Below are 23636 nucleotides of genomic sequence, written 5' to 3' on the forward strand. Positions count from 1 at the left end.
CCCAATTAATTTGCTTGCCAAAATATGCTGCAATGCACTAATCTCAGCTCCCCTGCGAAAAATATAGGAGTGCGCCATGACCACGGCTGCCGAGATCCAGCATCTGCAACAACACGGTTTGTATTCATCGGGTAACGAACACGACGCCTGTGGCCTCGGGTTTGTGGCCCACATCAAGGGCATCAAGCGCCACGACATCGTGACGCAGGCCCTGAAGATTCTGGAAAACATCGACCACCGTGGTGCGGTGGGTGCTGACCCGCTGATGGGCGACGGCGCCGGCATCTTGATCCAGATTCCTGACGCGCTGTACCGCGAAGAAATGGCCAAGCAAGGCGTGACCTTGCCAGCTGCTGGCGAATACGGCGTGGGCATGATCTTCCTGCCCAAGGAGCATGCCTCCCGCTTGGCTTGCGAGCAGGAGATGGAGCGCGCCATCAAGGCCGAAGGCCAGGTGCTGCTTGGCTGGCGCGATGTACCGGTGAACGTGGACATGCCCATGTCCCCCACCGTGCGCAAGAAGGAGCCCATCCTGCGCCAGGTCTTCATCGGCCGCGGCAACGACGTGATCGTGCAGGACGCGTTGGAGCGCAAGCTGTACGTGATCCGCAAGACTGCCAGCGCCAACATCCAGGCCCTCAAGCTCAAGCACAGCAAGGAATACTACGTTCCCAGCATGTCCAGCCGCACGGTGGTCTACAAGGGCCTGCTGCTGGCCGATCAGGTGGGCGTGTACTACAAGGACCTGTCGGACGAGCGCTGCGTCTCGGCCATCGGCCTGGTGCACCAGCGGTTCTCCACCAACACCTTCCCTGAGTGGCCGCTGGCCCACCCGTACCGCTATGTAGCGCACAATGGTGAAATCAACACCGTCAAGGGCAACTACAACTGGATGAAGGCCCGCGAAGGCGTGATGGCCTCGCCCGTGCTGGCTGCCGACCTGCAAAAGTTGTACCCCATCAGCTTTGCCGACCAGTCCGACACCGCCACGTTCGACAACTGCCTCGAACTGCTGACCATGGCCGGCTACCCCATCAGCCAGGCTGTGATGATGATGATTCCCGAGCCCTGGGAGCAGCACACCACCATGGACGAGCGCCGCCGTGCCTTCTATGAATACCACGCTGCCATGCTCGAGCCCTGGGACGGCCCGGCTTCCATCGTGTTCACCGACGGCCGCCAGATCGGCGCCACGCTGGACCGCAACGGCCTGCGCCCCTCGCGCTACTGCATCACCGACGACGACCTGGTCATCATGGGCTCGGAGTCGGGCGTGCTGCCTGTGCCGGAGAACAAGATCGTGCGCAAGTGGCGCCTGCAGCCCGGCAAAATGTTCCTGATCGACCTGGAACAGGGCCGCATGATCGACGACGACGAGCTCAAGGCCAACGTCGTCAACACCAAGCCCTACAAGCAGTGGATCGAGAACCTGCGCATCAAGCTCGACAGCATCGAAGCTGGTGCCCAGGCTGCCGCGCCCCAGGCCGCTGACCTGCCCCTGCTGGACCGCCAGCAGGCCTTTGGCTACACCCAGGAAGACATCAAGTTCCTGATGGCGCCCATGGCCAAGAACGGCGAAGAAGGCATTGGCTCCATGGGCAACGACAGCCCGCTGGCCGTGCTCTCGGGCAAGAACAAGCCGCTGTACAACTACTTCAAGCAGCTGTTCGCCCAGGTGACGAACCCGCCGATCGACCCGATCCGCGAGGCCATCGTGATGTCGCTCAACAGCTTCATCGGTCCCAAGCCCAACCTGCTGGACATCAACCAGGTCAACCCACCGATGCGGCTCGAAGTGAGCCAGCCCGTGCTCGACTTTGCCGACATGGCCAAGCTGCGCGATATTGCGCAGTACACGCAAGGCAAGTTCAAGAGCGCGACCATTGATATTACCTACCCGCTGAGCTGGGGCCGTGAAGGCGTGGAAGCCAAGCTGGCGTCGCTGTGCGCGCAGGCCGTGGACGCCATCAAGGGTGGCGCCAACATCCTGATCATCAGCGACCGCGCCGTGAGCGCCACGCAAGTGGCCATCCCCGCGCTGCTGGCACTGTCGGCCATCCACCAGCACCTGGTGGGCGCAGGCCTGCGCACTACGGCCGGCCTGGTGGTCGAGACCGGCACCGCCCGCGAAGTGCACCACTTCGCAGTGTTGGCAGGCTACGGCGCCGAGGCCGTGCACCCCTACCTGGCCATGGAAACCCTGGCCGAGATGCACAAGGATCTGGGGGGTGACCTGTCGGCCGACAAGGCCATCTACAACTACGTCAAGGCGATTGGCAAGGGCCTGTCCAAGATCATGTCCAAGATGGGCGTGAGCACCTACATGAGCTACTGCGGCGCGCAGCTGTTCGAGGCCATCGGCCTGAACACCGACACCGTGGGCAAGTACTTCACAGGCACCGCCAGCCGGGTGGAAGGCATCGGCGTGTTTGAGATTGCCGAAGAAGCCATCCGCATGCACAAGGCCGCCTTTGGGGATGACCCTGTGCTCGAAACCATGCTGGACGCGGGCGGTGAATACGCCTGGCGCGCCCGGGGCGAAGAGCACATGTGGAGCCCTGACGCGATTGCCAAGCTGCAGCACAGCACGCGTGCCAACAACTGGAACACGTACAAGGAGTACGCCCAGCTGATCAACGACCAGAGCAAGCGCCACATGACGTTGCGCGGCCTGTTCGAGTTCAAGATCGACCCCTCCAAGGCGATCTCCATCGACGAAGTGGAGCCTGCCAAGGAAATCGTCAAGCGCTTCGCCACCGGCGCCATGTCTCTGGGCTCCATCTCCACCGAGGCGCATGCCACCCTTGCCGTGGCCATGAACCGCATCGGCGGCAAGAGCAACACGGGCGAAGGTGGTGAAGACGCTGCCCGGTACCGCAACGAACTGAAGGGCATCCCGATCAAGAAGGGCGATACGCTCAAGAGCGTGATCGGTGCCGAGAACGTCGAAGTCGATCTGCCCCTGCAGGACGGCGACTCGCTGCGCAGCCGTATCAAGCAGGTGGCCTCGGGCCGCTTCGGCGTCACCGCCGAATACCTGTCGTCGGCCGACCAGATCCAGATCAAGATGGCCCAGGGCGCCAAGCCCGGCGAAGGCGGCCAGCTGCCTGGCGGCAAGGTCTCCAACTACATCGGCAAGCTGCGCCACAGCGTGCCCGGTGTGGGTCTGATCTCGCCCCCTCCGCACCACGACATCTATTCCATCGAGGACTTGGCCCAGCTGATCCACGATCTGAAGAACGTGGCACCGCATGCCGGTATCAGCGTCAAGCTGGTATCCGAAGTGGGCGTGGGCACCATCGCCGCAGGCGTGGCCAAGTGCAAGAGCGACCACGTGGTGATCGCTGGGCATGACGGCGGCACGGGTGCATCGCCTTGGTCTTCCATCAAGCACGCAGGTGGTCCCTGGGAAATCGGCTTGGCCGAAACCCAGCAGACCCTGGTGCTCAACCGCCTGCGCGGCCGCATTCGCGTGCAGGCCGACGGCCAGATGAAGACCGGCCGCGACGTCGCCATCGGCGCGCTGTTGGGTGCCGATGAATTCGGCTTCGCGACGGCGCCGCTGGTGGTCGAGGGCTGCATCATGATGCGCAAGTGCCACCTGAACACCTGCCCCGTGGGCGTGGCCACGCAAGACCCTGAGCTGCGCAAGAAGTTCTCGGGCAAGCCCGAGCACGTGGTCAACTACTTCTTCTTCATTGCCGAAGAAGTGCGCCAGATCATGGCCCAGCTCGGCATCAAGAAGTTCGACGACCTGATCGGCCGCACCGATCTGCTCGACATGCGCCAGGGTCTGGAACACTGGAAGGCACGCGGCCTGGATTTTGGCCGTCTGTTCGCCCAGCCCAATGTGCCTGCCGATGTGCCGCGTTTCCATGTGGACGTGCAAGACCACAACATCGAGCACACCCTAGACCGCAAGCTCATCGAGCGCAGCAAGCCCGCCATTGAAAAGGGTGAGCGCGTGCAGTTCATCGAAGTGGCGCGCAACGTCAACCGTTCCGTGGGCGCCATGCTGTCCGGCGCGGTGACCCGCGTGCACCCCGAAGGCCTGCCCGACGACACCATCCGCATCCAGCTCGAAGGCACGGGCGGGCAGTCGTTCGGCGCGTTCCTCACGCGTGGCATCACGCTGTACCTGATCGGCGACGCCAACGACTACACGGGCAAGGGCCTGTCGGGGGGCCGCGTCATCGTGCGCCCCAGCATCGACTTCCGGGGCGAGGCAGTGCGCAACACCATCGTGGGCAACACCGTGATGTACGGTGCCACCACAGGTGAGGCTTTCTTCAGCGGCGTGGCCGGCGAACGTTTTGCGGTGCGCCTGTCGGGCGCCACGGCGGTCGTCGAAGGCACGGGTGATCATGGCTGCGAGTACATGACCGGCGGTACGGTGGCGGTGCTGGGCAAGACCGGCCGCAACTTTGCGGCGGGCATGAGCGGCGGCGTGGCTTACGTCTATGACGAAGACGGCCAGTTCGACACCCGCTGCAACCTGTCGATGGTGACGCTGGAGCGCATCCTGCCCGCCACCGAGCAGGAAGCCACGGTGCCACGCTCGATCTGGCACAACGGTCAGACCGATGAAGCCCAGCTCAAAAAGCTGCTGGAAGACCACAACCGCTGGACGGGTAGCAAGCGTGCGCGCGAGCTGCTGGACAACTGGGCCGCATCACGCAGCAAGTTCGTCAAGGTCTTCCCGACCGAGTACAAGCGTGCGTTGTCTGAAATTTATGAACGGAAAGTGCTGGAAGAGTCCGCTACACCAGCGGTAGCTGCTACCAAAAAAGAAGTGGCCCCCGCCAAGTAAGGCGTCGCCATCCCCCTTCGCACAGCATTCATAGACAAGGATATCGTCATGGGAAAAACTACCGGCTTCATGGAATACGAGCGCATCGAAGAGGGCTACAAGCCCGTGCCCGAGCGCCTGAAGCACTACAAGGAATTTGTCATCGGCCTCGACGAAAGCCAGGCCAAAGTACAAGGCGCTCGCTGCATGGACTGCGGCACGCCCTTCTGCAACAACGGTTGCCCGGTGAACAACATCATTCCGGACTTCAACGATCTGGTGTACCACTCGGACTGGAAGAGCGCGATCGAGGTGCTGCACAGCACCAACAACTTCCCCGAGTTCACCGGCCGCATCTGCCCCGCACCGTGCGAGGCGGCGTGTGTGCTCAACGTGAACGATGACGCGGTGGGCATCAAGTCCATCGAACACGCGATCATTGACCGTGCCTGGGCCGAAGGCTGGGTGCAGCCGCGCCCTGCCAAGCACCAGACGGGCAAGAAGGTGGCTGTGGTGGGTTCCGGGCCCGCTGGCCTGGCCGCCGCCCAGCAACTGGCCCGCGCAGGCCACAGCGTCACGCTGTTTGAAAAGAACGACCGCGTGGGCGGCCTGCTGCGCTACGGCATCCCCGACTTCAAGATGGAGAAGTCGCACATCGACCGCCGCGTCAAGCAGCTCGAAGCCGAAGGCGTGGTCATTCGCACCAGCGTGTTCGTGGGCGCTGCCAAGGACGGCCTGGGCAAGGACTCCAAGGTCACTAACTGGGCCAAGGAAACCGTCACGCCCGAGCAGCTGAACAAGGAGTTCGACGCTGTGCTGCTGACGGGGGGCGCCGAGCAGTCGCGCGACTTGCCCGTGCCGGGTCGCGAGCTCGATGGCATCCACTTTGCCATGGAGTTCCTGCCCCAGCAGAACAAAATCAACGCGGGCGACAAGCTCAAGGGCCAGATCCTGGCCACGGGCAAGCATGTCATCGTGATCGGTGGCGGCGATACAGGCAGCGACTGCGTGGGCACCAGCAACCGCCACGGAGCGGCCAGCGTGACCCAGTTTGAGGTGATGCCCCAGCCCCCCGAAGTGGAAAACCGCCCCCTGACCTGGCCCTACTGGCCGCTCAAGCTGCGCACCAGCTCCAGCCACGAAGAAGGTTGCGTGCGCGAGTTTGCCATCTCCACCAAGGAGTTCACGGGCGAAAAGGGCAAGGTCAAGAGCCTGACCACCGTGCAGGTCGAGTTCAAGGACGGCAAGCTGGTTGAGGTGCCCGGCACCGAAAAGCACTACCAGGCCGACCTGGTGCTGTTGGCCATGGGCTTTGTGAGCCCCGTGGCGCCGGTGCTCGATGCCTTTGGCGTGGACAAGGATGCCCGCGGCAACGCCCGCGCCACCACGGAGTTCGACGGCGGCTATGCCACCAATGTGCCCAAGGTGTTTGCGGCCGGCGACATTCGCCGGGGCCAGTCGCTGGTGGTCTGGGCCATCCGCGAAGGCCGTCAGGCCGCGCGCGCTGTGGACGAGTTCCTGATGGGTTACTCGGACCTGCCACGCTGATCCTGCGCATTGCGCACTTTCCCTGCAACGGCGCCTTCGGGCGCCGTTTGTCCATGTGCTTGGGCTTGGGTTGGTGGCAGGAGGGTTGGAGGGTGAAGCGCAGGCAGGGCGCTACCATGCCCCGAAAGGCCCGTGGGCGGCCGGTAGCCCGGGCCGTAGTGTGTGGTGCCCGCAACCCCCAAGGGTGGGGAATGGCGGGGCGTCAGCCTGATGGATGCTTTGTTGGCACAATCAGAGGTTCTGTCAATCCGGGCTTGCCTCGGTCCCGCACGATCCGGGGCCGCCGTCAGGTGTACTTTTTCTTTACAAACATGCATGAATGTATGTTTGTGTCTTCGGCTACCATCTGCGCTCCGTTTCTGGGGGAGCTGGTGCCGTTTTGGCAGGCCCGAGTCCCGAAACCCCTTTTTTTGCATGCCCGAGTCCTCCTTCCTTGCCGAGTTGCGCAACGTCACGTTTTCATACGGTGACCGTGTGATCCTGCGCGACGTGACGCTGGCAGTCCCGCGCGGCAAGGTCACGGCGCTGATGGGTGCATCGGGCGGTGGCAAGACCACCGTGTTGCGCCTGATTGGTGGCCAACACAAGGCCCAGAGCGGCCAGGTTCTGATCAATGGTCAGGATGTGGGGCGCATGGATGTGCCGGCGCTGTATGCGGCGCGCCGGCGCATGGGCATGCTGTTCCAGTTCGGGGCGCTTTTTACCGACTTGAGCGTGTTCGAGAACGTGGCGTTTCCGCTGCGCGAGCACACCGATTTGTCAGAGGATTTGATCCGCGATGTGGTGCTGATGAAGCTGCATGCGGTGGGCCTGCGTGGCGCCCGCGACCTGATGCCCAGTCAGATTTCGGGCGGCATGGCGCGCCGTGTGGCGCTGGCACGTGCGATCGTGCTGGACCCTGAACTAGTCATGTATGACGAGCCCTTCGCGGGCCTGGATCCCATCTCGCTGGGTACGGCGGCGCAATTGATTCGCCAGCTCAACGATGCGATGGGACTCACCAGCATTGTGGTGTCGCACGACCTGGAAGAGACATTCCGTCTGGCGGACCACGTGATCATCCTGGGCGAAGGCGTGGTGGCGGCCCAAGGCACGCCCGAAGAGGTGCTTGCCAGCCGTGATCCGCTGGTGCACCAGTTCGTGAATGCCCTGCCCACGGGGCCTGTGCCGTTCCATTACCCGGGCCCCGCTGTGGCGGAGGATTTCGGGCCGGTGGGAGGACGTGCGCTGTGAGCTGGTACAAGCCCTCCGATGTTGGCTTTGCGGTGCGCCACAAGCTGGCCGATATCGGCATGGGTGCGCGGTTATTCGGTCGGCTGGTGCGGTCCCTGGGTGCGACTTTTCTGCGGCCCTCGCTGGTGCGCGACCAAGTGCATTTCCTGGGCAACTATTCGTTGGCCATCATTGCGGTGTCAGGTCTGTTCGTCGGGTTTGTGCTGGGCTTGCAGGGCTATTACACGCTGCAGCGCTACGGCTCGTCCGAAGCGCTAGGCCTGCTGGTGGCCTTGAGTCTGGTGCGCGAGCTGGGTCCCGTGGTCACGGCGCTGTTGTTTGCGGGCCGCGCAGGCACTTCGCTCACCGCCGAAATCGGCCTGATGCGCGCGGGGGAGCAGCTCAGCGCCATGGAGATGATGGCGGTGGACCCGGTGCAGCGCATCCTGGCGCCCCGCTTCTGGGCAGGGGTGATCGCCATGCCGCTGCTGGCGGCGGTGTTCAGTGCGGTGGGCATCGTCGGCGGCTGGATCGTCGGGGTGCTCATGATCGGCATTGATCCCGGGGCGTTCTGGAGCCAGATGCAGGGCGGGGTGGATGTCTGGAAAGACCTGGGCAACGGCGTGCTCAAGAGTGTGGTCTTTGGCTTCACGGTAACTTTTGTGGCGCTGCTGCAGGGCTATGCAGCCAAACCCACCCCCGAAGGGGTGTCGCGCGCTACCACGCGCACCGTGGTCATGGCGTCCTTGGCGGTGTTGGCACTGGACTTCGTGCTCACTGCGCTGATGTTCAGTATCTGACGCTGGCGGTGCTGGCAGTTCTAGGAATCAAACGTATGCAACGCTCCAAAAACGATCTGTGGGTAGGGCTCTTCGTGATGTTGGGCGCAGTGGCACTGGTGTTTCTGGCGCTGCAATCGGCCAACCTGCTGAGCCTGCAATTCCATTCGGGCTACCGTGTCACCGCCAAGTTCGACAACATCGGCGGCCTCAAGCCCCAGGCGGCGGTGCGCAGCGCTGGGGTGGTGGTGGGGCGCGTGGAGTCCATCACTTTTGACGACAAGACCTTCCAGGCGCGGGTCACGCTGGCCATGGAAGACCGCTATGCCTTCCCCAAGGACAGCTCCCTCAAGATCCTGACCAGCGGCCTGCTGGGCGAGCAATACATCGGAATCGAGGCGGGTGCCGACGAAAAGAACCTGGCCGCGGGCGACACGATCACGTCCACCCAGTCGGCGGTGGTGCTTGAGAACCTCATTGGACAATTTCTTTACAGCAAAGCCGAAGACGGCGGAAAGCCTGCTGGGGCAGGTGGCAAAAAATGACGAATTCACTCCCTACACTCCGCGCCACCATTGCAGGCGACCGGTTGTCGATCGCGCGTCTTGCGGCGGGCCTGGCGCTGCTGCTGGGCGCGGTGTTGCTCACCGGATGCGCCACGGTGGCCAACCCCGACCCCCGCGACCCGCTGGAGTCCTACAACCGCAGCATGACCAACTTCAATGAGCAGGTCGATGCCATGGTGCTCAAGCCCGTGGCAACGGCCTACAAGGAGGTCACGCCCGCCCCCGTGCGCACGGGGGTCAGCAATTTCTTCGGGAACCTGGGCGACGTCTGGTCGTTCGTGAACAACGTGCTGCAGCTGCGTGGCGAAGCCGCTGCGTCCAGCTTCATGCGGGTCAATGTGAACACCTTCATGGGCCTGGGCGGGCTGCTGGACATCGCCAGCGAGCTGGGCATCGACCGCTACAAGCAGGACTTCGGCCTGACCCTGGGGCGCTGGGGCGTGGGCACCGGTCCTTACCTGGTGCTGCCCATCCTGGGGCCTTCCACCGTGCGCGACACCTTTGCGCTGCCGGTGGACATGAAGGGCAACGTGGTGAGCTATGTGGACCCGGTCTCGGCCCGCAACTCGCTGTATGCGCTGCGCGCCGTGGAGGTGCGTTCCAACCTGCTGCGCGCGGGCTCGGTGCTCGACAGTGCGGCCTTGGACAAGTACAGCTTTACGCGCGATGTGTATCTGCAGGTTCGCAGCCACGCGGGAGATGCGCAAAACGCAGACGGCAAGGACGACGGCGGCTCCGGCAACGGCGTGTTGCCGGAGGAGCCCGCCCGCTGATGGCGTCCCGGGCGAAGGATGGGCCCCTGCCTCGGGTGCCGGTGCTGTTGCACTTGCTTGCAACCCGCAACCGCAGCGACGCATGCCCGCCAGCCCACACCCCCACAATGATTTGACGGGCACAAGCCCGCACCGATGAAAGCCAAGAAGATGATGAACCGACGTTCCCTGGGGCGTACCGCCCTTTGCCTCGCAGCCAGTGCCTTGCTGAGCCTGCCGCTGTCCGCACTGGCGGCCGACGAGGCGCCCGACGCGCTCATCAAGCGCCTGTCTGCCGACGTGCTTAACACGGTGAAGTCCGACAAGGCCATCCAGGCCGGTGACCTGAGCAAGGTGATTGCCCTGGTCGATAAAACCGTGATGCCCAACGTCAACTTCCGCCGCATGACCGCCGCCGCCGTCGGCCCCGGCTGGCGCCAGGCCACGCCCGAGCAGCAAAAGCGCCTGCAGGACGAGTTCAAGATCCTGCTGGTGCGCACCTATGCCGGTGCGCTGGCCCAGGTCAATGACCAGACCATCCAGGTCAAGCCCCTGCGCGCTGCGGCCGAAGACAAGGACGTGCTGGTGCGCACCGAGATCGTGGGCCGCGGCGACCCCATCCAGCTCGACTACCGCCTTGAAAAGACTCCCGGCGATGGTGCAGGCTGGAAGATCTACAACCTCAACGTGCTCGGCGTCTGGCTGGTGGAAACCTACCGCGGTCAGTTCGCGCAGGAGATCAATGCCAAGGGCATCGATGGTCTGATCGACACACTGGTGGCCCGCAACAAGACCAATGCGGGTTCTGCCAAGGGCTGACCGCTATCTCGCCATGCTGGTGCTGCCCCCCGAACTCACCCACCGCCAGGCCACGGCCTGCCTGCACATGCTCAAACAGGGGCTGCGGGTGCACCGCGACAGCGCAGTGGTGGTGGACGCCCATGCGCTGACGGTGTTTGATACCTCGGCCCTCGCGGTACTGCTGGAATGCCGGCGCGAAGCCCTGTCCGAGGGCAAGCAATTTGCGGTGCAAGGCATGCCGGCCGCCTTGGCGGGCATGGCGGGGTTGTACGGGGTGGATGCGCTGCTGGCTGCGGCGCCCTAGCTTTCGGTGTGGCCGGTGGTGCCGGGCAGCGCTGTCGATGCTGTGGGCCCGGGCCAGGGGCGCTTGCCAAGGGCCATTGCATCGGCCGCCCGTCCCGCCGAGGCCTGAGGCCTTAAAATCAAAGGCTTCATGCCCGCAGTCTCCTTCCAAGCCATCTCCAAGACCTTTGCCACGCCCAAAGGCCCTTTCCAGGCGCTGAACCAGGTCAATCTGGACATTGAGGAGGGCGAGTTCTTCGGGCTCCTCGGCCCCAACGGTGCCGGCAAGACCACTCTGATCAGCATCCTGGCAGGCCTGGCGCGCGCCACGAGCGGCCGTGTGCTGGTGCAGGGCAGTGATGTGCAGGCCCAGTACGCCGATGCCCGCCGCAAGCTGGGCATCGTGCCGCAAGAGTTGGTGTTCGACCCCTTCTTCAATGTGCGCGAGGCGTTGCGCATCCAGTCGGGCTACTTCGGCGTGAAGAACAACGACGCCTGGATCGACGAGCTGCTCGAAAACCTGGGCCTGGCCGACAAGGCCAACGCCAACATGCGCCAGCTGTCGGGCGGCATGAAGCGCCGCGTGCTCGTGGCACAAGCCCTGGTGCACAAGCCGCCCATCATCGTGCTCGACGAGCCGACCGCGGGCGTGGACGTGGAACTGCGCCAGACCTTGTGGCACTTCATCGCCCGCCTGAACAAAGAGGGGCACACCGTGCTGCTCACCACCCATTACCTGGAAGAAGCCGAGGCCCTGTGCGGCCGCATTGCCATGCTCAAGGCCGGGCAGGTGGTCGCGCTCAACCGCACCAGCGAGCTGCTCAAGGCCGCCTCGGGCAGCGTGCTGCAGTTCAAGACCGACACGGCCCTGCCGCCCGCGCTGGCTGCGGTGGCGCGTGTCACCGGCCGCATCGTGCAGCTGCCCGCCCAGGACGCGGCGGAGATTGAAAACCACCTCGCCGCATTGCGCGTGGCGGGTGTCGAGGTGCAGGACATGGAGATTCGCCGGCCCGATCTGGAGGATGTGTTCTTGCAGGTGATGTCTGGCACATCGGCGTCCAACCTCCCGCTGGAGGGCGTTGCACTATGACCGGCTGGCAAACCCTCTTTTACAAAGAAGTGCTGCGCTTCTGGAAGGTCAGCTTCCAGACCGTTGCCGCCCCTGTGCTCACCGCCGTGCTGTATCTGCTGATCTTTGGCCATGTGCTCGAAGACCATGTGAAGGTCTACGACCGCATCAGCTATACGGCCTTCCTGGTGCCGGGCCTCGTGATGATGAGCGTGTTGCAGAACGCCTTTGCCAACAGCTCGTCCAGCATCATCCAGAGCAAGATCATGGGCAGCCTGGTGTTTGTGCTGCTCACGCCGCTGTCGCACTGGGCTTGGTTCTGCGCGTACGTGGGCTCGTCCATCGTGCGCGGGTTGGCGGTGGGGCTGGGCGTGTTCATCGTCACGCTGGCGTTTGCCCGGCCAGAGTTTGCGGCGCCGCTGTGGATTCTTGCCTTTGCCCTGCTAGGCGCGGCGCTGCTGGCCACGCTGGGGCTGATTGCGGGGCTGTGGGCCGACAAGTTCGACCAGATGGCCGCATTCCAGAACTTCATCATCGTGCCCATGACCTTCCTGTCGGGCGTGTTCTATTCGATCCAGTCGCTGCCGCCGTTTTGGCAGGCCGTGAGCCACCTCAACCCGTTCTTCTACATGATCGACGGCTTCCGCTACGGCTTCTTCGGCCAGAGTGACACCTCGCCCTGGCTCAGCCTGGGCATCGTGGGCATCGCCTGGCTGGCCGTGAGTGCCCTGGCCGTGCACCTGCTGCGCACCGGCTACAAAATTCGCAACTGATTCCGAGCGCCCCACCATGACCGCTGACCAACTCAAAGACCTCATCGCCGCTGGCCTGGCCTGCGAATACATCACGCTCGAGGGCGATGGCCGCCACTGGTACGCCACCATCGTCTCGGCCGAGTTCGAGGGCAAGCGTGCCATCCAGCGCCACCAGCGCGTGTATGCCACTCTGGGCGCCAAAATGCACACCGACGAAGTGCATGCGCTGTCGATGAAGACCTTCACCCCGGCCGAATGGGCCGCCCAGGCGCAGTAGCGCCTGCACACCCACTAGAACTCACTTTTTGATAGCTGCTGGCGCATGTTCCACTAGCGCAAGCGGCACTTTTGACCCAATTTTGGTGATTTGAGATGGACAAACTCCTGATTCGTGGCGGACGCAGCTTGCAAGGCGAGGTGCTGGTCTCCGGCGCCAAGAACGCCGCCTTGCCGGAGTTGTGCGCCGCCCTGCTCACGGCCGAGCCCGTGACGTTGCTCAACGTGCCCCAGTTGCAGGACGTGAGCACCATGCTCAAGCTGATCCGCAACATGGGTGTGGCGGCGGAGCGGGCCGATGACGGCACGGTGCGCATCAACGCCAGCGCGCTGAGCACGCCCGAGGCGCCCTACGAGCTGGTCAAGACCATGCGCGCTTCCGTGCTGGCCCTGGGCCCACTGCTGGCGCGCTTTGGCGAGGCCACGGTGTCGCTGCCCGGCGGCTGCGCCATTGGCTCGCGCCCGGTGGATCAGCACATCAAGGGCCTGGCTGCCATGGGCGCCGAGATCGTGGTCGAACACGGCTACATGATCGCCAAGCTGCCCGCCGGCTGGAAGCGCCTGAAGGGCGCCCGCATCACCACCGACATGGTCACGGTGACGGGCACCGAAAATTTCCTCATGGCCGCCGCGCTGGCCGAGGGCGAAACGGTGCTCGAAAACGCCGCGCAAGAGCCCGAGATCTCAGACCTGGCCGAGATGCTGATCGCCATGGGCGCAAAGATCGAAGGCCACGGCACCAGCCGCATCCGCATCCAGGGCGTGGACCAACTGCACGGCTGCACCCACCGCGTGGTGGCCGACCGCATCGAGGCCGGCACCTTCCTGTGCGCGGTGGCGGCCACGGGCGGTGATGTGGTGCTGCGCCATGGCCGCGCCGACCACCTCGACGCCGTCATCGACAAGCTGCGCGAAGCCGGTGCCACTGTGCAAGCGGTGGACGGTGGTATCCGCGTGCAAAGCGCAGGCGGTGCCACGCTCAAGGCTCAGGGCTTTCGCACCACCGAATATCCCGGTTTTCCCACCGACATGCAGGCGCAGTTCATGGCGCTCAATTGCATTGCCCAAGGCACGGCCACGGTGACGGAGACCATTTTTGAAAACCGTTTCATGCACGTCAACGAGCTGGTTCGCCTGGGCGCCAAAATCCAGGTGGATGGCAAGGTGGCGGTCATCGAAGGCGTGCCCCGCTTGTCCGGCGCCACCGTGATGGCCACCGACCTGCGCGCGTCCGCCAGCCTCGTCATCGCGGGCCTGGTGGCCGACGGCGAAACCGTGGTGGACCGCATCTACCACCTGGACCGAGGCTACGACTGCATGGAAGCCAAACTGCGCGGCATCGGCGCTGATATCGAACGAGTAAGAGCATGAGCAGCAGCAACATGATCACCCTGGCGCTTTCCAAGGGCCGCATCTTTGACGAAACCCTGCCGCTGCTGGCCGCCGCAGGCATCGAGGTGCTCGAAGACCCCGAAAAATCGCGCAAGCTCATCCTGCCCACCAACCAGCCCAACGTGCGCGTGGTGCTGGTGCGCGCCACCGACGTGCCCACCTATGTGGAATACGGCGGCGCCGACATCGGCGTGACTGGCAAGGACACCCTCATTGAGCATGGCGGTCAGGGCCTGTACCAGCCGCTGGACCTGCGCATTGCCAAGTGCCGCGTGAGCGTGGCCGTGCGCAACGACTTCGACTACGCCCAGGCGGTCAAGCAGGGCTCGCGCCTGAAGGTCGCCACCAAGTACACCGGCATTGCGCGCGACTTCTTTGCCAGCAAGGGCGTGCACGTGGACATGGTCAAGCTCTACGGCAGCATGGAGCTGGCGCCGCTCACGGGCCTGGCCGATGCCATCGTGGACCTGGTCTCCACCGGCAACACCCTCAAGGCTAACAACCTCATCGAAGTCGAGCGCATCATGGACATCAGCTCCTACCTGGTCGTGAACCAGGCCGCGCTCAAGCTCAAGCAGGCGCCGCTGCGCCGCATCATCGATGCGTTTGCCTCGGCCATACCGGCCGAAAAGAACTGATCCACCTCCAACGACTGACACTATGACTTTGGTAGCTGCTCCCGCCCGTCTGTCCACCACTGCGGCCACTTTTGAGGCTGAATTTGCAGCCCGCCTGCATTGGTCTGCCGACACCGACGCGGCCATCGAGCAGCGCGTGGCCGACATCCTGGCCGATGTGCAAAAGCGCGGCGACGCGGCCGTGCTGGAGTACACAGCCCGCTTTGATGGCCTCAGCGCCTCCAATATGGCGGCGCTGGAGTTGACGCAAGCCGACTTCAAGGCCGCGTTCGACGCCATTCCGCAGGCCCAGCGCGACGCGCTGCAGGCCGCCGCCAAGCGCGTGCGCAGCTACCACGAGGCACAGAAGAAAGCCTCTGGCGAAAGCTGGAGCTACCGCGACGAAGACGGCACGCTGCTGGGCCAGAAGGTCACGCCGCTGGACCATGTGGGCATCTACGTGCCCGGCGGCAAGGCCGCGTACCCGTCGAGCCTGCTGATGAACGCCATCCCGGCCCATGTGGCGGGTGTGCAGGAAATCATCATGGTCGTGCCCACGCCGGTGCGCGGCAGCGTGGCCACGGGCGGAGCGGGCGAGGGCACCTCCACCAAGGGCGAGCGCAACGAGCTGGTGCTGGCGGCCGCCTATGTGGCGGGCGTGACCCGAGCCTTCACCATCGGCGGCGCCCAGGCCGTGGCCGCGCTGGCCTACGGCACGGCCACCGTGCCCAAGGTCGACAAGATCACCGGCCCTGGCAACGCCTACGTGGCCAGCGCCAAGAAGCGCGTGTTCGGCACCGTGGGCATCGACATGATCGCGGGCCCGAGCGAGATCCTGGTGCTGGCCGACGGCACCACACCGCCCGACTGGGTGGCGATGGATCTCTTCAGCCAGGCCGAACACGACGAACTGGCCCAGAGCATCCTGCTGTGCCCCGACGCCGCCTACCTCGACGCCGTGCAGCGCGAGATCGACCGCCTGCTGCCCACCATGCCGCGCGCCGAGATCATCGCCAAGAGCCTCAATGGCCGGGGCGCACTGATCCTGACGAAGGACATGGAAGAAGCCTGTGCGATCAGCAACCGCATTGCGCCGGAACACCTGGAAGTGAGCAGCACTGACCCGCACCGCTGGGAGCCTTTGCTGCGCCACGCCGGAGCGATCTTTCTAGGGGCCTACACCTCCGAAAGCCTGGGCGACTACTGCGCGGGCCCCAACCACGTGCTGCCCACCAGCGGCACGGCACGCTTTTCGTCCCCGCTGGGCGTGTACGACTTCCAGAAGCGCAGCAGCATCATCGAAGTGAGCGAAGCCGGTGCCCAGGTGCTGGGCACGATTGCTGCCGAGCTGGCCTACGGCGAGGGCCTGCAGGCCCACGCGCAGGCGGCCGAGATGCGGCTCAAGGCTGGGGTCAAGCCGCGCTGATCGCCCCCCGGGGCAGGGCACCCTGTGTGGGTGCCGACGCCTTGGGCTGAGATGCGGCGGGTGCAGGCGGACAGGCGGCTCCTTCCACTGCCCGGTGCTGCGCCCAGCTCAGCCTTGCAGGCCGGTGGCCTTCGGCGCTGACGCGCAGCCGCACCGGTCCGGCGAACGACAGGCGCTGTCCGGCCTCCAGAAAGTAATCTTCCAGCAGACCATCACAGGTCACCCAGACGCGGCCCTGTTCCACTTCGAGCAGGGCGATCTCGCCCGCGCGGAAGTCCAGCACCTGGACGGCCTGCAGCGGCGGCAGGGGCTGGCGCTTCCATTGCAGGGTGAGGGGCACCGCAGGCTGGGTGGGCAGCGTGGGCGACGGCGGGGTGGGGGTGTGCAGCGTTTTCATGCCTTCACTGTGCGGCCAGCTGCTGCGCGCCACCAGCCACAGGCGCGTGCGATCTGGCCCAGTACAGAACAGTGAACCAGCCCATCTGTACTGTACGCACTGGGTCATTTCTGTACTGTCTGCTTGCCAAGGTGCCAGTACAGAATGCAGCATGGCCACCGATGACGCACCCCCGCTGTACCTGCAAATCGCCGAGCAGCTTGCGCAGCTGATCCGCAACGGCACCCTGGCGCGCGGCGAGAAGCTGCCCTCGGTGCGCGAGCTGGCGCGCCAGCACGGCGTGGCGCAGACCACGGTGGTGCAGGCCTACCACTGGCTGGAGGATGCGCGCCTGATCACCGCGCGACCGCGCTCGGGCTTTTTTGTGGCGGCGCGGCCGGTGAGCCTGCCCGAGCCCAGTACTCCGCGCCCCATGCGCCGCCCGCGCGAGGTCTCGGTGGACTGGCTGGGTCAGCGCATCCTGGGGCGCAAACAGCCGGTGGACATCATTTCGTACAGCAGCGGCACGCCGGGCCCAGAGCTGTTCAACCCCGACCGCGTGCGCCGCGCCGTGGTGCGTGCCGCGCAGCGCCACCGCAATCTGCTGTGCACCTACCCCGGTTCATCGGGCCACGAAGACGCGCGCCGTGCCCTGGCGCGCTACGCCGTCAGCCTGGGCTGCAGCCTGGACCCCGAGAACATCGTGATCACCGGCGGCTGCATGGACAGCATTGCGCTGTGCCTGCGCGCCGTGACGCAGCCGGGCGACGTGGTGGCGCTGGAGTCACCCACGCATTTCTCGTTTCTGGAGGTGCTGCAGGGCCTGCACCTCAAGGCGCTGGAGATTCCCACCCACCCGCGCCACGGCCTGTCGCTCGATGCGCTGCAGTTGGCGCTGGACACCCAGCCGGTCAAGGCCGTGATGGTGGTGCCCACGCTCAGCAACCCGCTGGGCAGCTGCATGCCGCAGGCCGAGCGCAAGCGCCTGGTGCAGATGGCGGCGCGGTACGACATGGCGGTGATCGAGGACGCGATCTACAACGACCTGGTCGAGGTGGACGAGATGCGCCGCACCGTCAAGTCGTACGACACCACGGGCCACGTGATGCTGTGCGACTCGTTCTCCAAGACGCTGGCGCCGGGCCTGCGCCTTGGCTGGCTGGAGGCCGGTCGCTGGGCCGAGAAGCTGCGCGCCATCAAGGACCTGCAGGCCGGCGGCCAGTCGGCCGTGCTGGAGCTGGCGCTGGCCGACCTCATCACCCAGGCGGGCCACGCCGCCGCCATGCGCCAGCTGCGCACGGCCGTGGCAGCGCGCATGGACGAGGTGCGCCACGTGATTGCGGCGCATTTCCCGCAAGGCACGCGCGTGAGCGACCCGCCCGGCGGCCTGCTGCTGTGGCTGGAGCTGCCGCGCGCGCTCGATTCGGTGCAACTGCACGAAGCCTGCCTGGCCCGGCAGATATTGATCGCGCCCGGCACCGTGTTCAGCGCCAGCGGTCGGTTTCGCAACTGCCTGCGCATCGGCGTTGGCGGCGACTGGTCGCCCGCGCACTTGGAGGCCCTGCGCACCGTGGGCGACATGGCCTGCCGGATGCTGCAAAGCGGGGCACCGCGCAAGGCAGTGTGAATTCAAAAACAACACGAAGTTCGTGGAACACGAAGTTCGTGTAATATTTGATCCATGAAAAACATCACCGTGACCATGGACGACACCGTTGCCGAATGGGTGCGCGTGGAAGCCGCCAAGCGCGGCAGCAGCGTCTCGCGCCTGCTCGGTGAATGGCTGGCCGAAAAGATGCGCCAGGAGGACGCCTACGCCCAGGCCATGCGCGAGGCGCTGGGGTTTGAATCCTGGGGCGCGTCCAGCGGGCCCTATGTGCCGCGCGAAACCCTGTTCCTGCGCTGAACAGGGAAGACCATATGGCCACCGTCCCCATCTTTGTCGATACCGAAATCCTGCTCGCCAGCGTGGACGACCGCGATGCCGAGCGCCAGGCGCGGGCGCGTGAATGGGTCGCCTTTTGCTGGCAGATGCGCAGCGGCCGCATCAGCTCGCAGGTGCTCAACGAGCTGTACAACCAGGCCATCCAGCGTTTTGACGGCCCCCACGTGCTGCAGCAGGTGCGCGCCCAGGTCCGCCGCCTGCGTGTGTGGCTGCCGCCGCACCTTGACTCGTACACCGTGGACGGCGCCTGGGACCTGCAGGACCGTTACCGCCTGGGCTACTGGGATGCGCTCATCCTCTCGTCCGCCCACCAGCAGGGCTGCCGCTACCTGCTGACCGAGGCACTGCCGCACGACCAGCCGATGGACGCCGTGCGCCCCATCAACCCTTTCCTCGTCACCCCCAACGAACTGGACACCACCGAATGACTACTCCCGCGTCGTCCCCCCTCCAGGCCCTGGCCCGCATCCGCCCCGACGTGCGCGCCATGCACTCCTATGTCGTGCAGCCCTCCACCGGCATGCTCAAGATGGACGCGATGGAGAACCCCTTCCGCCTGCCCGCGCACCTGCAGGCCGCGCTGGGTCAGCGCCTGGGCACGGTGGCACTCAACCGCTACCCCGGCGACCGCATTGCCGACCTGAAGGCCGCCCTGGCGCAGTACGCCGGCATGCCCGAAGGCTACGGCATCGTGCTGGGCAACGGCTCGGACGAGCTCATCACCCTGCTGGCGCTGGCCTGCGCACAGCCAGGCACGGGCCAGCGCGCCACCATGCTGGCGCCCATGCCGGGTTTTGTGATGTACCCGCTGTCCGCGCAGCTGCAGGGGCTGGACTTTGTTGGCGTGCCGCTCACGCCCGACTTTGAGCTGGATGAGCCCGCCATGCTGGCTGCCATCGCAAAGCACCAGCCGGCCATCACCTACATCGCCTACCCCAACAACCCCACGGCTACGCTGTGGGACGAGGGCGCAGTGCAGCGCATCATCGACGCCGCGGGCGCGCAGGGCGGCATTGTGGTGATGGACGAGGCCTACCAGCCCTTTGCCAGCCGCACCTGGATCGATCGCATGCGCGCCGAACCCGCGCGCAACGCCCACGTGCTGCTCATGCGCACGCTCAGCAAGTTTGGCCTGGCAGGCGTGCGCCTGGGCTACCTCATCGGGCCCGCCGCATTGGTGAGCGAGATCGACAAGGTGCGCCCGCCCTACAACGTGAGCGTGCTCAACTGCGAGGCCGCCCTGTTTGCGCTGGAACATGCCGAGGTTTTCGCCGCCCAGGCCGCCGAAATCCGTGCCGAACGCGCCACACTCATCGCCGCGCTGCGCCAGATGCCCGGGGTCGAAAAGTGCTGGGACAGCGAGGCCAACATGGTCCTCCTGCGTGTGGCGGATTCCGCCAAGGCCTACGAGGGCATGAAAAACCGCAAGGTGCTGGTCAAGAACGTTTCTACAATGCACCCATTGCTGGCCAACTGCCTGCGCCTGACCGTAGGCAATGCCGAAGACAACGCGCAGATGCTGGCCGCACTCCAAGCCTCCCTATGACTTCCTCCGCACTCGTACCTTCCGCCCCATCGGCTGACCCGATGGCCGACCGCATCGCCGAGGTCAGCCGCAACACCGCCGAGACGCGCATCAGCGTGCGCATCAACCTCGACGGTACCGGCCAAGCCAAGTTGCACACCGGCATCGGTTTCTTCGACCACATGCTCGACCAGATCGCCCGCCACGGGCTGATCGACCTCGACATCGACTGCGAAGGCGACCTGCACATCGACGGCCACCACACGGTGGAAGACGTGGGCATCACCCTGGGCCAGGCCTTTGCGCGCGCTGTGGGCGACAAGAAGGGCATTCGCCGCTACGGCCATGCCTACGTGCCGCTGGATGAAGCGCTGTCGCGCGTGGTGGTGGACTTTTCGGGCCGCCCCGGGCTGCACATGGACGTGAAGTTCACGGCGGGCAGCATCGGCCAGCTGGACACACAACTGGTGTTCGAGTTCTTCCAGGGCTTTGTGAACCACGCGGGCGTGACGCTGCACATCGACAACCTCAAGGGCGTCAACGCGCACCACCAGTGCGAGACCCTCTTCAAGGCGTTCGGGCGCACGCTGCGTGCGGCGCTGGAGCGCGATCCGCGCTCGGCCGGTGTCATCCCCTCCACCAAGGGTTCTCTGTGAATTTTTCAGCCAAATCGGGCGAAAGCGCTTGATTTGTATGCGCTAGCAGCTATGAATATGGAAGCAAAAACAGTGGCGGTCGTGGACTACGGCATGGGCAACCTGCGCTCGGTGTCGCAGGCCGTGCAGGCCGCCGCCGAGGGTACGGGCTGGACCGTGGTCGTCACCCAGCGCCCCGAAGACGTGCGGGCCGCCCAGCGCATCGTGCTGCCAGGCCAGGGCGCCATGCCCGACTGCATGCGCGAGCTGCGCGAGTCCGGTCTGCAGGAATCGGTGCTCGAAGCCGCTGCCTCCAAACCGATGTTTGGCGTGTGCGTGGGCATGCAGATGCTGCTGGACCACAGCGCCGAGGGGGACACCCCTGGGCTGGGCCTGATCCCTGGCGACGTGCTCAAGTTCGACCTGGCAGGCCGCACCCAGCCCGATGGCAGCCGCTTTAAGGTGCCCCAGATGGGCTGGAACCAGGTGCGGCAGATGCCCCACGCGCACCATGGCGGCGGCGTGCACCCGGTGTGGGCGGGCGTGCCGGACAACAGTTACTTCTACTTCGTGCACAGTTTCTACGCTGTGCCGCAAAATCCTGCCCATTGCGCAGGGCAGGCCGACTACGGCGGTTGGTTTGCTGCCGCGGTTGCACGCGATAATATTTTTGCCACCCAGTTTCACCCGGAGAAGAGCGCGGAGCACGGTCTGGCCCTGTACCGCAATTTTCTGCACTGGAATCCCTGATCCCTTAACCCCCACCCGTTCGGGCCGAGCTGCGTCTCGCCCTTTTTCACCCGAACTTCACCACCATGCTGCTCATCCCCGCCATCGACCTCAAAGACGGCCACTGCGTACGCCTCAAGCAAGGCGATATGGACCAATCCACCACCTTTGGTGAAGACCCCGCCGCCATGGCGCGCAAGTGGGTGGATGCCGGCGCACGCCGCCTGCACCTGGTGGACCTCAATGGCGCCTTCGCGGGCGTGCCCAAGAACTACGGCGCCATCAAATCCATCCTCAAAGAGGTCGGGTCCGATATCCCGGTGCAGCTCGGTGGCGGCATCCGCGACCTGGACACCATCGAGAAATACATCGACGGCGGCCTGCGCTACGTGATCATCGGTACGGCGGCCGTGAAGAACCCCGGCTTCCTCAAGGACGCGTGCAGCGCCTTCGGCGGCCACATCATCGTGGGGCTCGACGCCAAGGACGGCAAGGTGGCCACCGACGGCTGGAGCAAGCTCACCGGCCACGAGGTGGTGGACCTGGCCAAGAAGTTCGAGGACTGGGGCGTCGAGTCCATCATCTACACCGACATCGGCCGCGACGGCATGTTGTCGGGCATCAACATCGACGCCACAGTGAAGCTGGCCCAGGCTTTGAGCATCCCCGTGATCGCATCGGGCGGCCTGTCCAACATGGCCGACATCGAGCAGCTGTGCGCGGTGGAAGACGAAGGCGTCGAAGGCGTGATCTGTGGTCGCGCCATCTACAGCGGCGACCTGGACTTTGCCGCAGCGCAAGCGCGTGCCGACGAACTGAACGGCTAAGGACTGCATGCTCGCCAAACGCATCATCCCTTGCCTGGACGTCACCGGAGGCCGTGTGGTCAAGGGCGTCAATTTCGTCGAGCTGCGCGACGCAGGCGACCCGGTCGAAATTGCCGCGCGCTACAACGCGCAGGGCGCTGACGAGCTGACTTTCCTGGACATCACCGCCACCAGCGATGGCCGTGACCTCATCCTGCACATCATCGAGGCCGTGGCCAGCCAGGTGTTCATTCCGCTCACCGTGGGTGGCGGTGTGCGCACCGTGGACGACGTGCGCCGCCTGCTCAATGCCGGTGCGGACAAGACCAGCTTCAATTCGGCCGCCATTGCCAACCCTGAGGTGATCAACGCCGTGTCGACCAAGTACGGCGCGCAGTGCATCGTGGTGGCCATCGACGCCAAGCGCCGCTCGGCCGAAGACGCGCTGCGCCTGGGCGCCAACGGTCAGCCGGTGGGTGCGGGCTGGGATGTGTACAGCCACGGCGGCCGCAAGAACACGGGCCTGGACGCCATTGCCTGGGCCACCGAGATGGCGCAGCGCGGTGCGGGCGAGATCCTGCTGACCAGCATGGACCGCGACGGCACCAAGGCGGGCTTTGACCTGGAACTGACCCGCGCCGTGAGCGATGCTGTGAGCGTGCCCGTGATCGCCTCGGGCGGCGTGGGCAATCTCGACCACCTGGCCGACGGCATCCAGACCGGCGGCGCCGACGCGGTGCTGGCCGCCAGCATCTTCCACTACGGCGAATACACCGTGGGCCAGGCGAAGCAGCGCATGGCAGAGCGTGGCATTCCCGTGCGGATGTGATCAATATTCACTCCTGATTTGATAGCTGCTGGCGCATGTAATGTCTGCGCTAGCGGCCAAAAATGCCTGAAAATTGTGGATGCACGCCCTGGCGGGCACGGGCGCGCCACCCGGATCACCGACAATGGCTCTCATGAACTGGCTCAACGAAGTGAAATGGGATGCGCAGGGCCTGGTGCCCGTGATTGCGCAAGAGCAGGGCACGGGCGACGTGCTGATGTTTGCGTGGATGAACCGCGAGGCCCTGGCGAAAACCGCTGAACTGGGCCGTGCCGTGTACTTCAGCCGCTCGCGCAAGAAGCTGTGGTTCAAGGGCGAAGAGTCCGGCCACGTGCAGACGGTGCACGAGATCCGCCTGGACTGCGACAACGATGTGGTGCTGCTCAAGGTCACCCAGAAAGGCCACGAGCCCGGCATTGCCTGCCACACCGGCCGCCACAGCTGCTTTTTCAGCGTGTTCAAAGACGGTGCCTGGCATGCGGTCGATCCGGTCTTGAAAGACCCCGAATCCATCTACAAGTAATGGC

At 65.0% G+C, this 23636-nt stretch carries 24 protein-coding genes; 23 read left to right on the forward strand and 1 reads right to left on the reverse strand.

Annotation, left to right across the window (positions count from 1 at the left end):
• The first annotated feature begins 76 nt into the window (after positions 1 to 76).
• From ASD94_RS07910 to hisD, 14 genes are all read left to right on the forward strand, one after another.
• Positions 77 to 4810, forward strand: coding sequence for a glutamate synthase-related protein (locus ASD94_RS07910; protein WP_056640991.1), 4734 nt, complete (start codon positions 77 to 79; stop codon positions 4808 to 4810).
• 48 nt (positions 4811 to 4858) lie between these two features.
• Positions 4859 to 6337 (forward strand): glutamate synthase subunit beta, encoded by a 1479-nt coding sequence (locus ASD94_RS07915; RefSeq protein WP_056640993.1) that lies wholly within the window; start codon positions 4859 to 4861, stop codon positions 6335 to 6337.
• A gap of 414 nt (positions 6338 to 6751) precedes the next feature.
• Positions 6752 to 7570: an ABC transporter ATP-binding protein gene (locus ASD94_RS07920; protein ID WP_056640996.1), complete on the forward strand. Its 819-nt coding sequence runs from the start codon at positions 6752 to 6754 to the stop codon at positions 7568 to 7570.
• Entirely contained in the window at positions 7567 to 8349 is a 783-nt protein-coding gene (gene mlaE / locus ASD94_RS07925; RefSeq protein WP_056640999.1) for a lipid asymmetry maintenance ABC transporter permease subunit MlaE, read from the forward strand. The genes ASD94_RS07920 and mlaE overlap by 4 nt, the downstream gene beginning before the upstream one ends.
• Positions 8350 to 8384: 35 nt before the next feature.
• Positions 8385 to 8873, forward strand: coding sequence for an outer membrane lipid asymmetry maintenance protein MlaD (mlaD, locus tag ASD94_RS07930; RefSeq protein ID WP_056641001.1), 489 nt, complete (start codon positions 8385 to 8387; stop codon positions 8871 to 8873).
• Positions 8870 to 9667 (forward strand): VacJ family lipoprotein, encoded by a 798-nt coding sequence (locus ASD94_RS07935; RefSeq protein ID WP_056641004.1) that lies wholly within the window; start codon positions 8870 to 8872, stop codon positions 9665 to 9667. The genes mlaD and ASD94_RS07935 overlap by 4 nt, the downstream gene beginning before the upstream one ends.
• 150 nt (positions 9668 to 9817) lie before the next feature.
• Positions 9818 to 10465, forward strand: coding sequence for a phospholipid-binding protein MlaC (locus tag ASD94_RS07940; protein ID WP_056641757.1), 648 nt, complete (start codon positions 9818 to 9820; stop codon positions 10463 to 10465).
• Positions 10466 to 10478: 13 nt separating this feature from the next.
• The gene (locus tag ASD94_RS07945) at positions 10479 to 10751 is read left to right on the forward strand and encodes an STAS domain-containing protein (protein WP_056641007.1); all 273 of its coding nucleotides are present in this window, start codon (positions 10479 to 10481) and stop codon (positions 10749 to 10751) included.
• Positions 10752 to 10880: 129 nt separating this feature from the next.
• Positions 10881 to 11819, forward strand: a complete 939-nt coding sequence (locus ASD94_RS07950) for an ABC transporter ATP-binding protein (RefSeq protein WP_056641010.1) — start codon at positions 10881 to 10883, stop codon at positions 11817 to 11819.
• Positions 11816 to 12571 (forward strand): ABC transporter permease, encoded by a 756-nt coding sequence (locus ASD94_RS07955; protein ID WP_056641013.1) that lies wholly within the window; start codon positions 11816 to 11818, stop codon positions 12569 to 12571. The genes ASD94_RS07950 and ASD94_RS07955 overlap by 4 nt, the downstream gene beginning before the upstream one ends.
• A gap of 16 nt (positions 12572 to 12587) precedes the next feature.
• Positions 12588 to 12830, forward strand: a complete 243-nt coding sequence (locus ASD94_RS07960) for a BolA family protein (protein WP_056641016.1) — start codon at positions 12588 to 12590, stop codon at positions 12828 to 12830.
• 95 nt (positions 12831 to 12925) lie between these two features.
• Complete coding sequence (gene murA / locus ASD94_RS07965) at positions 12926 to 14200, forward strand: UDP-N-acetylglucosamine 1-carboxyvinyltransferase (protein WP_056641019.1); 1275 nt, start codon at positions 12926 to 12928, stop codon at positions 14198 to 14200.
• 11 nt (positions 14201 to 14211) lie between these two features.
• Complete coding sequence (gene hisG / locus ASD94_RS07970; RefSeq protein WP_056641761.1) at positions 14212 to 14859, forward strand: ATP phosphoribosyltransferase; 648 nt, start codon at positions 14212 to 14214, stop codon at positions 14857 to 14859.
• A 22-nt stretch (positions 14860 to 14881) separates the two neighbouring features.
• Complete coding sequence (hisD, locus tag ASD94_RS07975) at positions 14882 to 16264, forward strand: histidinol dehydrogenase (RefSeq protein ID WP_056641023.1); 1383 nt, start codon at positions 14882 to 14884, stop codon at positions 16262 to 16264.
• Here the strand turns inward: hisD and ASD94_RS07980 are convergent.
• Positions 16251 to 16661 carry a DUF2917 domain-containing protein gene (locus ASD94_RS07980; protein WP_056641764.1) on the reverse strand — a complete coding sequence of 137 codons (411 nt, stop codon included), beginning with the start codon at positions 16659 to 16661 and terminating at the stop codon, positions 16251 to 16253. The two genes, hisD and ASD94_RS07980, sit on opposite strands and share 14 nt — an antisense overlap.
• Before the next feature lie 151 nt (positions 16662 to 16812).
• On the opposite strand from ASD94_RS07980, the gene ASD94_RS07985 reads away from it, so the two are divergent.
• The 9 genes from ASD94_RS07985 (at position 16813) to hisI (ending at position 23632) form a co-directional block, all read left to right on the forward strand.
• Positions 16813 to 18267 carry a PLP-dependent aminotransferase family protein gene (locus ASD94_RS07985; protein WP_056641025.1) on the forward strand — a complete coding sequence of 485 codons (1455 nt, stop codon included), beginning with the start codon at positions 16813 to 16815 and terminating at the stop codon, positions 18265 to 18267.
• A 54-nt stretch (positions 18268 to 18321) separates the two neighbouring features.
• A complete protein-coding gene (locus tag ASD94_RS07990; RefSeq protein WP_015012682.1) occupies positions 18322 to 18546 on the forward strand; it encodes a hypothetical protein in 225 nt (74 codons plus the stop codon).
• Positions 18547 to 18560: 14 nt separating this feature from the next.
• Positions 18561 to 19013, forward strand: a complete 453-nt coding sequence (locus tag ASD94_RS07995) for a PIN domain-containing protein (protein ID WP_056641029.1) — start codon at positions 18561 to 18563, stop codon at positions 19011 to 19013.
• Positions 19010 to 20131, forward strand: coding sequence for a histidinol-phosphate transaminase (hisC, locus tag ASD94_RS08000; protein WP_056641032.1), 1122 nt, complete (start codon positions 19010 to 19012; stop codon positions 20129 to 20131). The genes ASD94_RS07995 and hisC overlap by 4 nt, the downstream gene beginning before the upstream one ends.
• Entirely contained in the window at positions 20128 to 20766 is a 639-nt protein-coding gene (hisB, locus tag ASD94_RS08005) for an imidazoleglycerol-phosphate dehydratase HisB (RefSeq protein WP_056641035.1), read from the forward strand. The genes hisC and hisB overlap by 4 nt, the downstream gene beginning before the upstream one ends.
• A gap of 51 nt (positions 20767 to 20817) precedes the next feature.
• Positions 20818 to 21495, forward strand: a complete 678-nt coding sequence (hisH, locus tag ASD94_RS08010) for an imidazole glycerol phosphate synthase subunit HisH (RefSeq protein ID WP_056641038.1) — start codon at positions 20818 to 20820, stop codon at positions 21493 to 21495.
• A gap of 65 nt (positions 21496 to 21560) precedes the next feature.
• Positions 21561 to 22301, forward strand: a complete 741-nt coding sequence (gene hisA / locus ASD94_RS08015) for a 1-(5-phosphoribosyl)-5-[(5-phosphoribosylamino)methylideneamino]imidazole-4-carboxamide isomerase (protein WP_056641041.1) — start codon at positions 21561 to 21563, stop codon at positions 22299 to 22301.
• 7 nt (positions 22302 to 22308) lie between these two features.
• Complete coding sequence (gene hisF / locus ASD94_RS08020) at positions 22309 to 23109, forward strand: imidazole glycerol phosphate synthase subunit HisF (RefSeq protein ID WP_056641044.1); 801 nt, start codon at positions 22309 to 22311, stop codon at positions 23107 to 23109.
• Between the two features lie 124 nt (positions 23110 to 23233).
• On the forward strand, positions 23234 to 23632 hold the full coding sequence (gene hisI / locus ASD94_RS08025; RefSeq protein WP_199226458.1) for a phosphoribosyl-AMP cyclohydrolase: 399 nt from the start codon (positions 23234 to 23236) through the stop codon (positions 23630 to 23632).
• The last annotated feature ends 4 nt before the right edge of the window (positions 23633 to 23636 follow it).

It is taken from the genome of Acidovorax sp. Root70, assembly GCF_001428225.1.
GTDB lineage: Bacteria > Pseudomonadota > Gammaproteobacteria > Burkholderiales > Burkholderiaceae_C > Acidovorax.

Coding starts and splice junctions, on each gene's coding strand:
- mlaD (WP_056641001.1), top strand. CDS start 8,385: ATGCAACGCTCCAAAAACGATCTGTGGGTAGGGCTCTTCGTGATGTTG.
- ASD94_RS07990 (WP_015012682.1), top strand. CDS start 18,322: ATGAAAAACATCACCGTGACCATGGACGACACCGTTGCCGAATGGGTG.
- ASD94_RS07920 (WP_056640996.1), top strand. CDS start 6,752: ATGCCCGAGTCCTCCTTCCTTGCCGAGTTGCGCAACGTCACGTTTTCA.
- hisC (WP_056641032.1), top strand. CDS start 19,010: ATGACTACTCCCGCGTCGTCCCCCCTCCAGGCCCTGGCCCGCATCCGC.
- hisG (WP_056641761.1), top strand. CDS start 14,212: ATGATCACCCTGGCGCTTTCCAAGGGCCGCATCTTTGACGAAACCCTG.
- murA (WP_056641019.1), top strand. CDS start 12,926: ATGGACAAACTCCTGATTCGTGGCGGACGCAGCTTGCAAGGCGAGGTG.
- ASD94_RS07935 (WP_056641004.1), top strand. CDS start 8,870: ATGACGAATTCACTCCCTACACTCCGCGCCACCATTGCAGGCGACCGG.
- ASD94_RS07955 (WP_056641013.1), top strand. CDS start 11,816: ATGACCGGCTGGCAAACCCTCTTTTACAAAGAAGTGCTGCGCTTCTGG.
- hisB (WP_056641035.1), top strand. CDS start 20,128: ATGACTTCCTCCGCACTCGTACCTTCCGCCCCATCGGCTGACCCGATG.
- hisD (WP_056641023.1), top strand. CDS start 14,882: ATGACTTTGGTAGCTGCTCCCGCCCGTCTGTCCACCACTGCGGCCACT.
- hisA (WP_056641041.1), top strand. CDS start 21,561: ATGCTGCTCATCCCCGCCATCGACCTCAAAGACGGCCACTGCGTACGC.
- ASD94_RS07945 (WP_056641007.1), top strand. CDS start 10,479: ATGCTGGTGCTGCCCCCCGAACTCACCCACCGCCAGGCCACGGCCTGC.
- hisH (WP_056641038.1), top strand. CDS start 20,818: ATGAATATGGAAGCAAAAACAGTGGCGGTCGTGGACTACGGCATGGGC.
- ASD94_RS07910 (WP_056640991.1), top strand. CDS start 77: ATGACCACGGCTGCCGAGATCCAGCATCTGCAACAACACGGTTTGTAT.
- hisF (WP_056641044.1), top strand. CDS start 22,309: ATGCTCGCCAAACGCATCATCCCTTGCCTGGACGTCACCGGAGGCCGT.
- ASD94_RS07950 (WP_056641010.1), top strand. CDS start 10,881: ATGCCCGCAGTCTCCTTCCAAGCCATCTCCAAGACCTTTGCCACGCCC.
- ASD94_RS07985 (WP_056641025.1), top strand. CDS start 16,813: ATGGCCACCGATGACGCACCCCCGCTGTACCTGCAAATCGCCGAGCAG.
- ASD94_RS07960 (WP_056641016.1), top strand. CDS start 12,588: ATGACCGCTGACCAACTCAAAGACCTCATCGCCGCTGGCCTGGCCTGC.
- ASD94_RS07980 (WP_056641764.1), bottom strand. CDS start 16,661: ATGAAAACGCTGCACACCCCCACCCCGCCGTCGCCCACGCTGCCCACC.
- ASD94_RS07915 (WP_056640993.1), top strand. CDS start 4,859: ATGGGAAAAACTACCGGCTTCATGGAATACGAGCGCATCGAAGAGGGC.
- ASD94_RS07995 (WP_056641029.1), top strand. CDS start 18,561: ATGGCCACCGTCCCCATCTTTGTCGATACCGAAATCCTGCTCGCCAGC.
- hisI (WP_199226458.1), top strand. CDS start 23,234: ATGGCTCTCATGAACTGGCTCAACGAAGTGAAATGGGATGCGCAGGGC.
- ASD94_RS07940 (WP_056641757.1), top strand. CDS start 9,818: ATGATGAACCGACGTTCCCTGGGGCGTACCGCCCTTTGCCTCGCAGCC.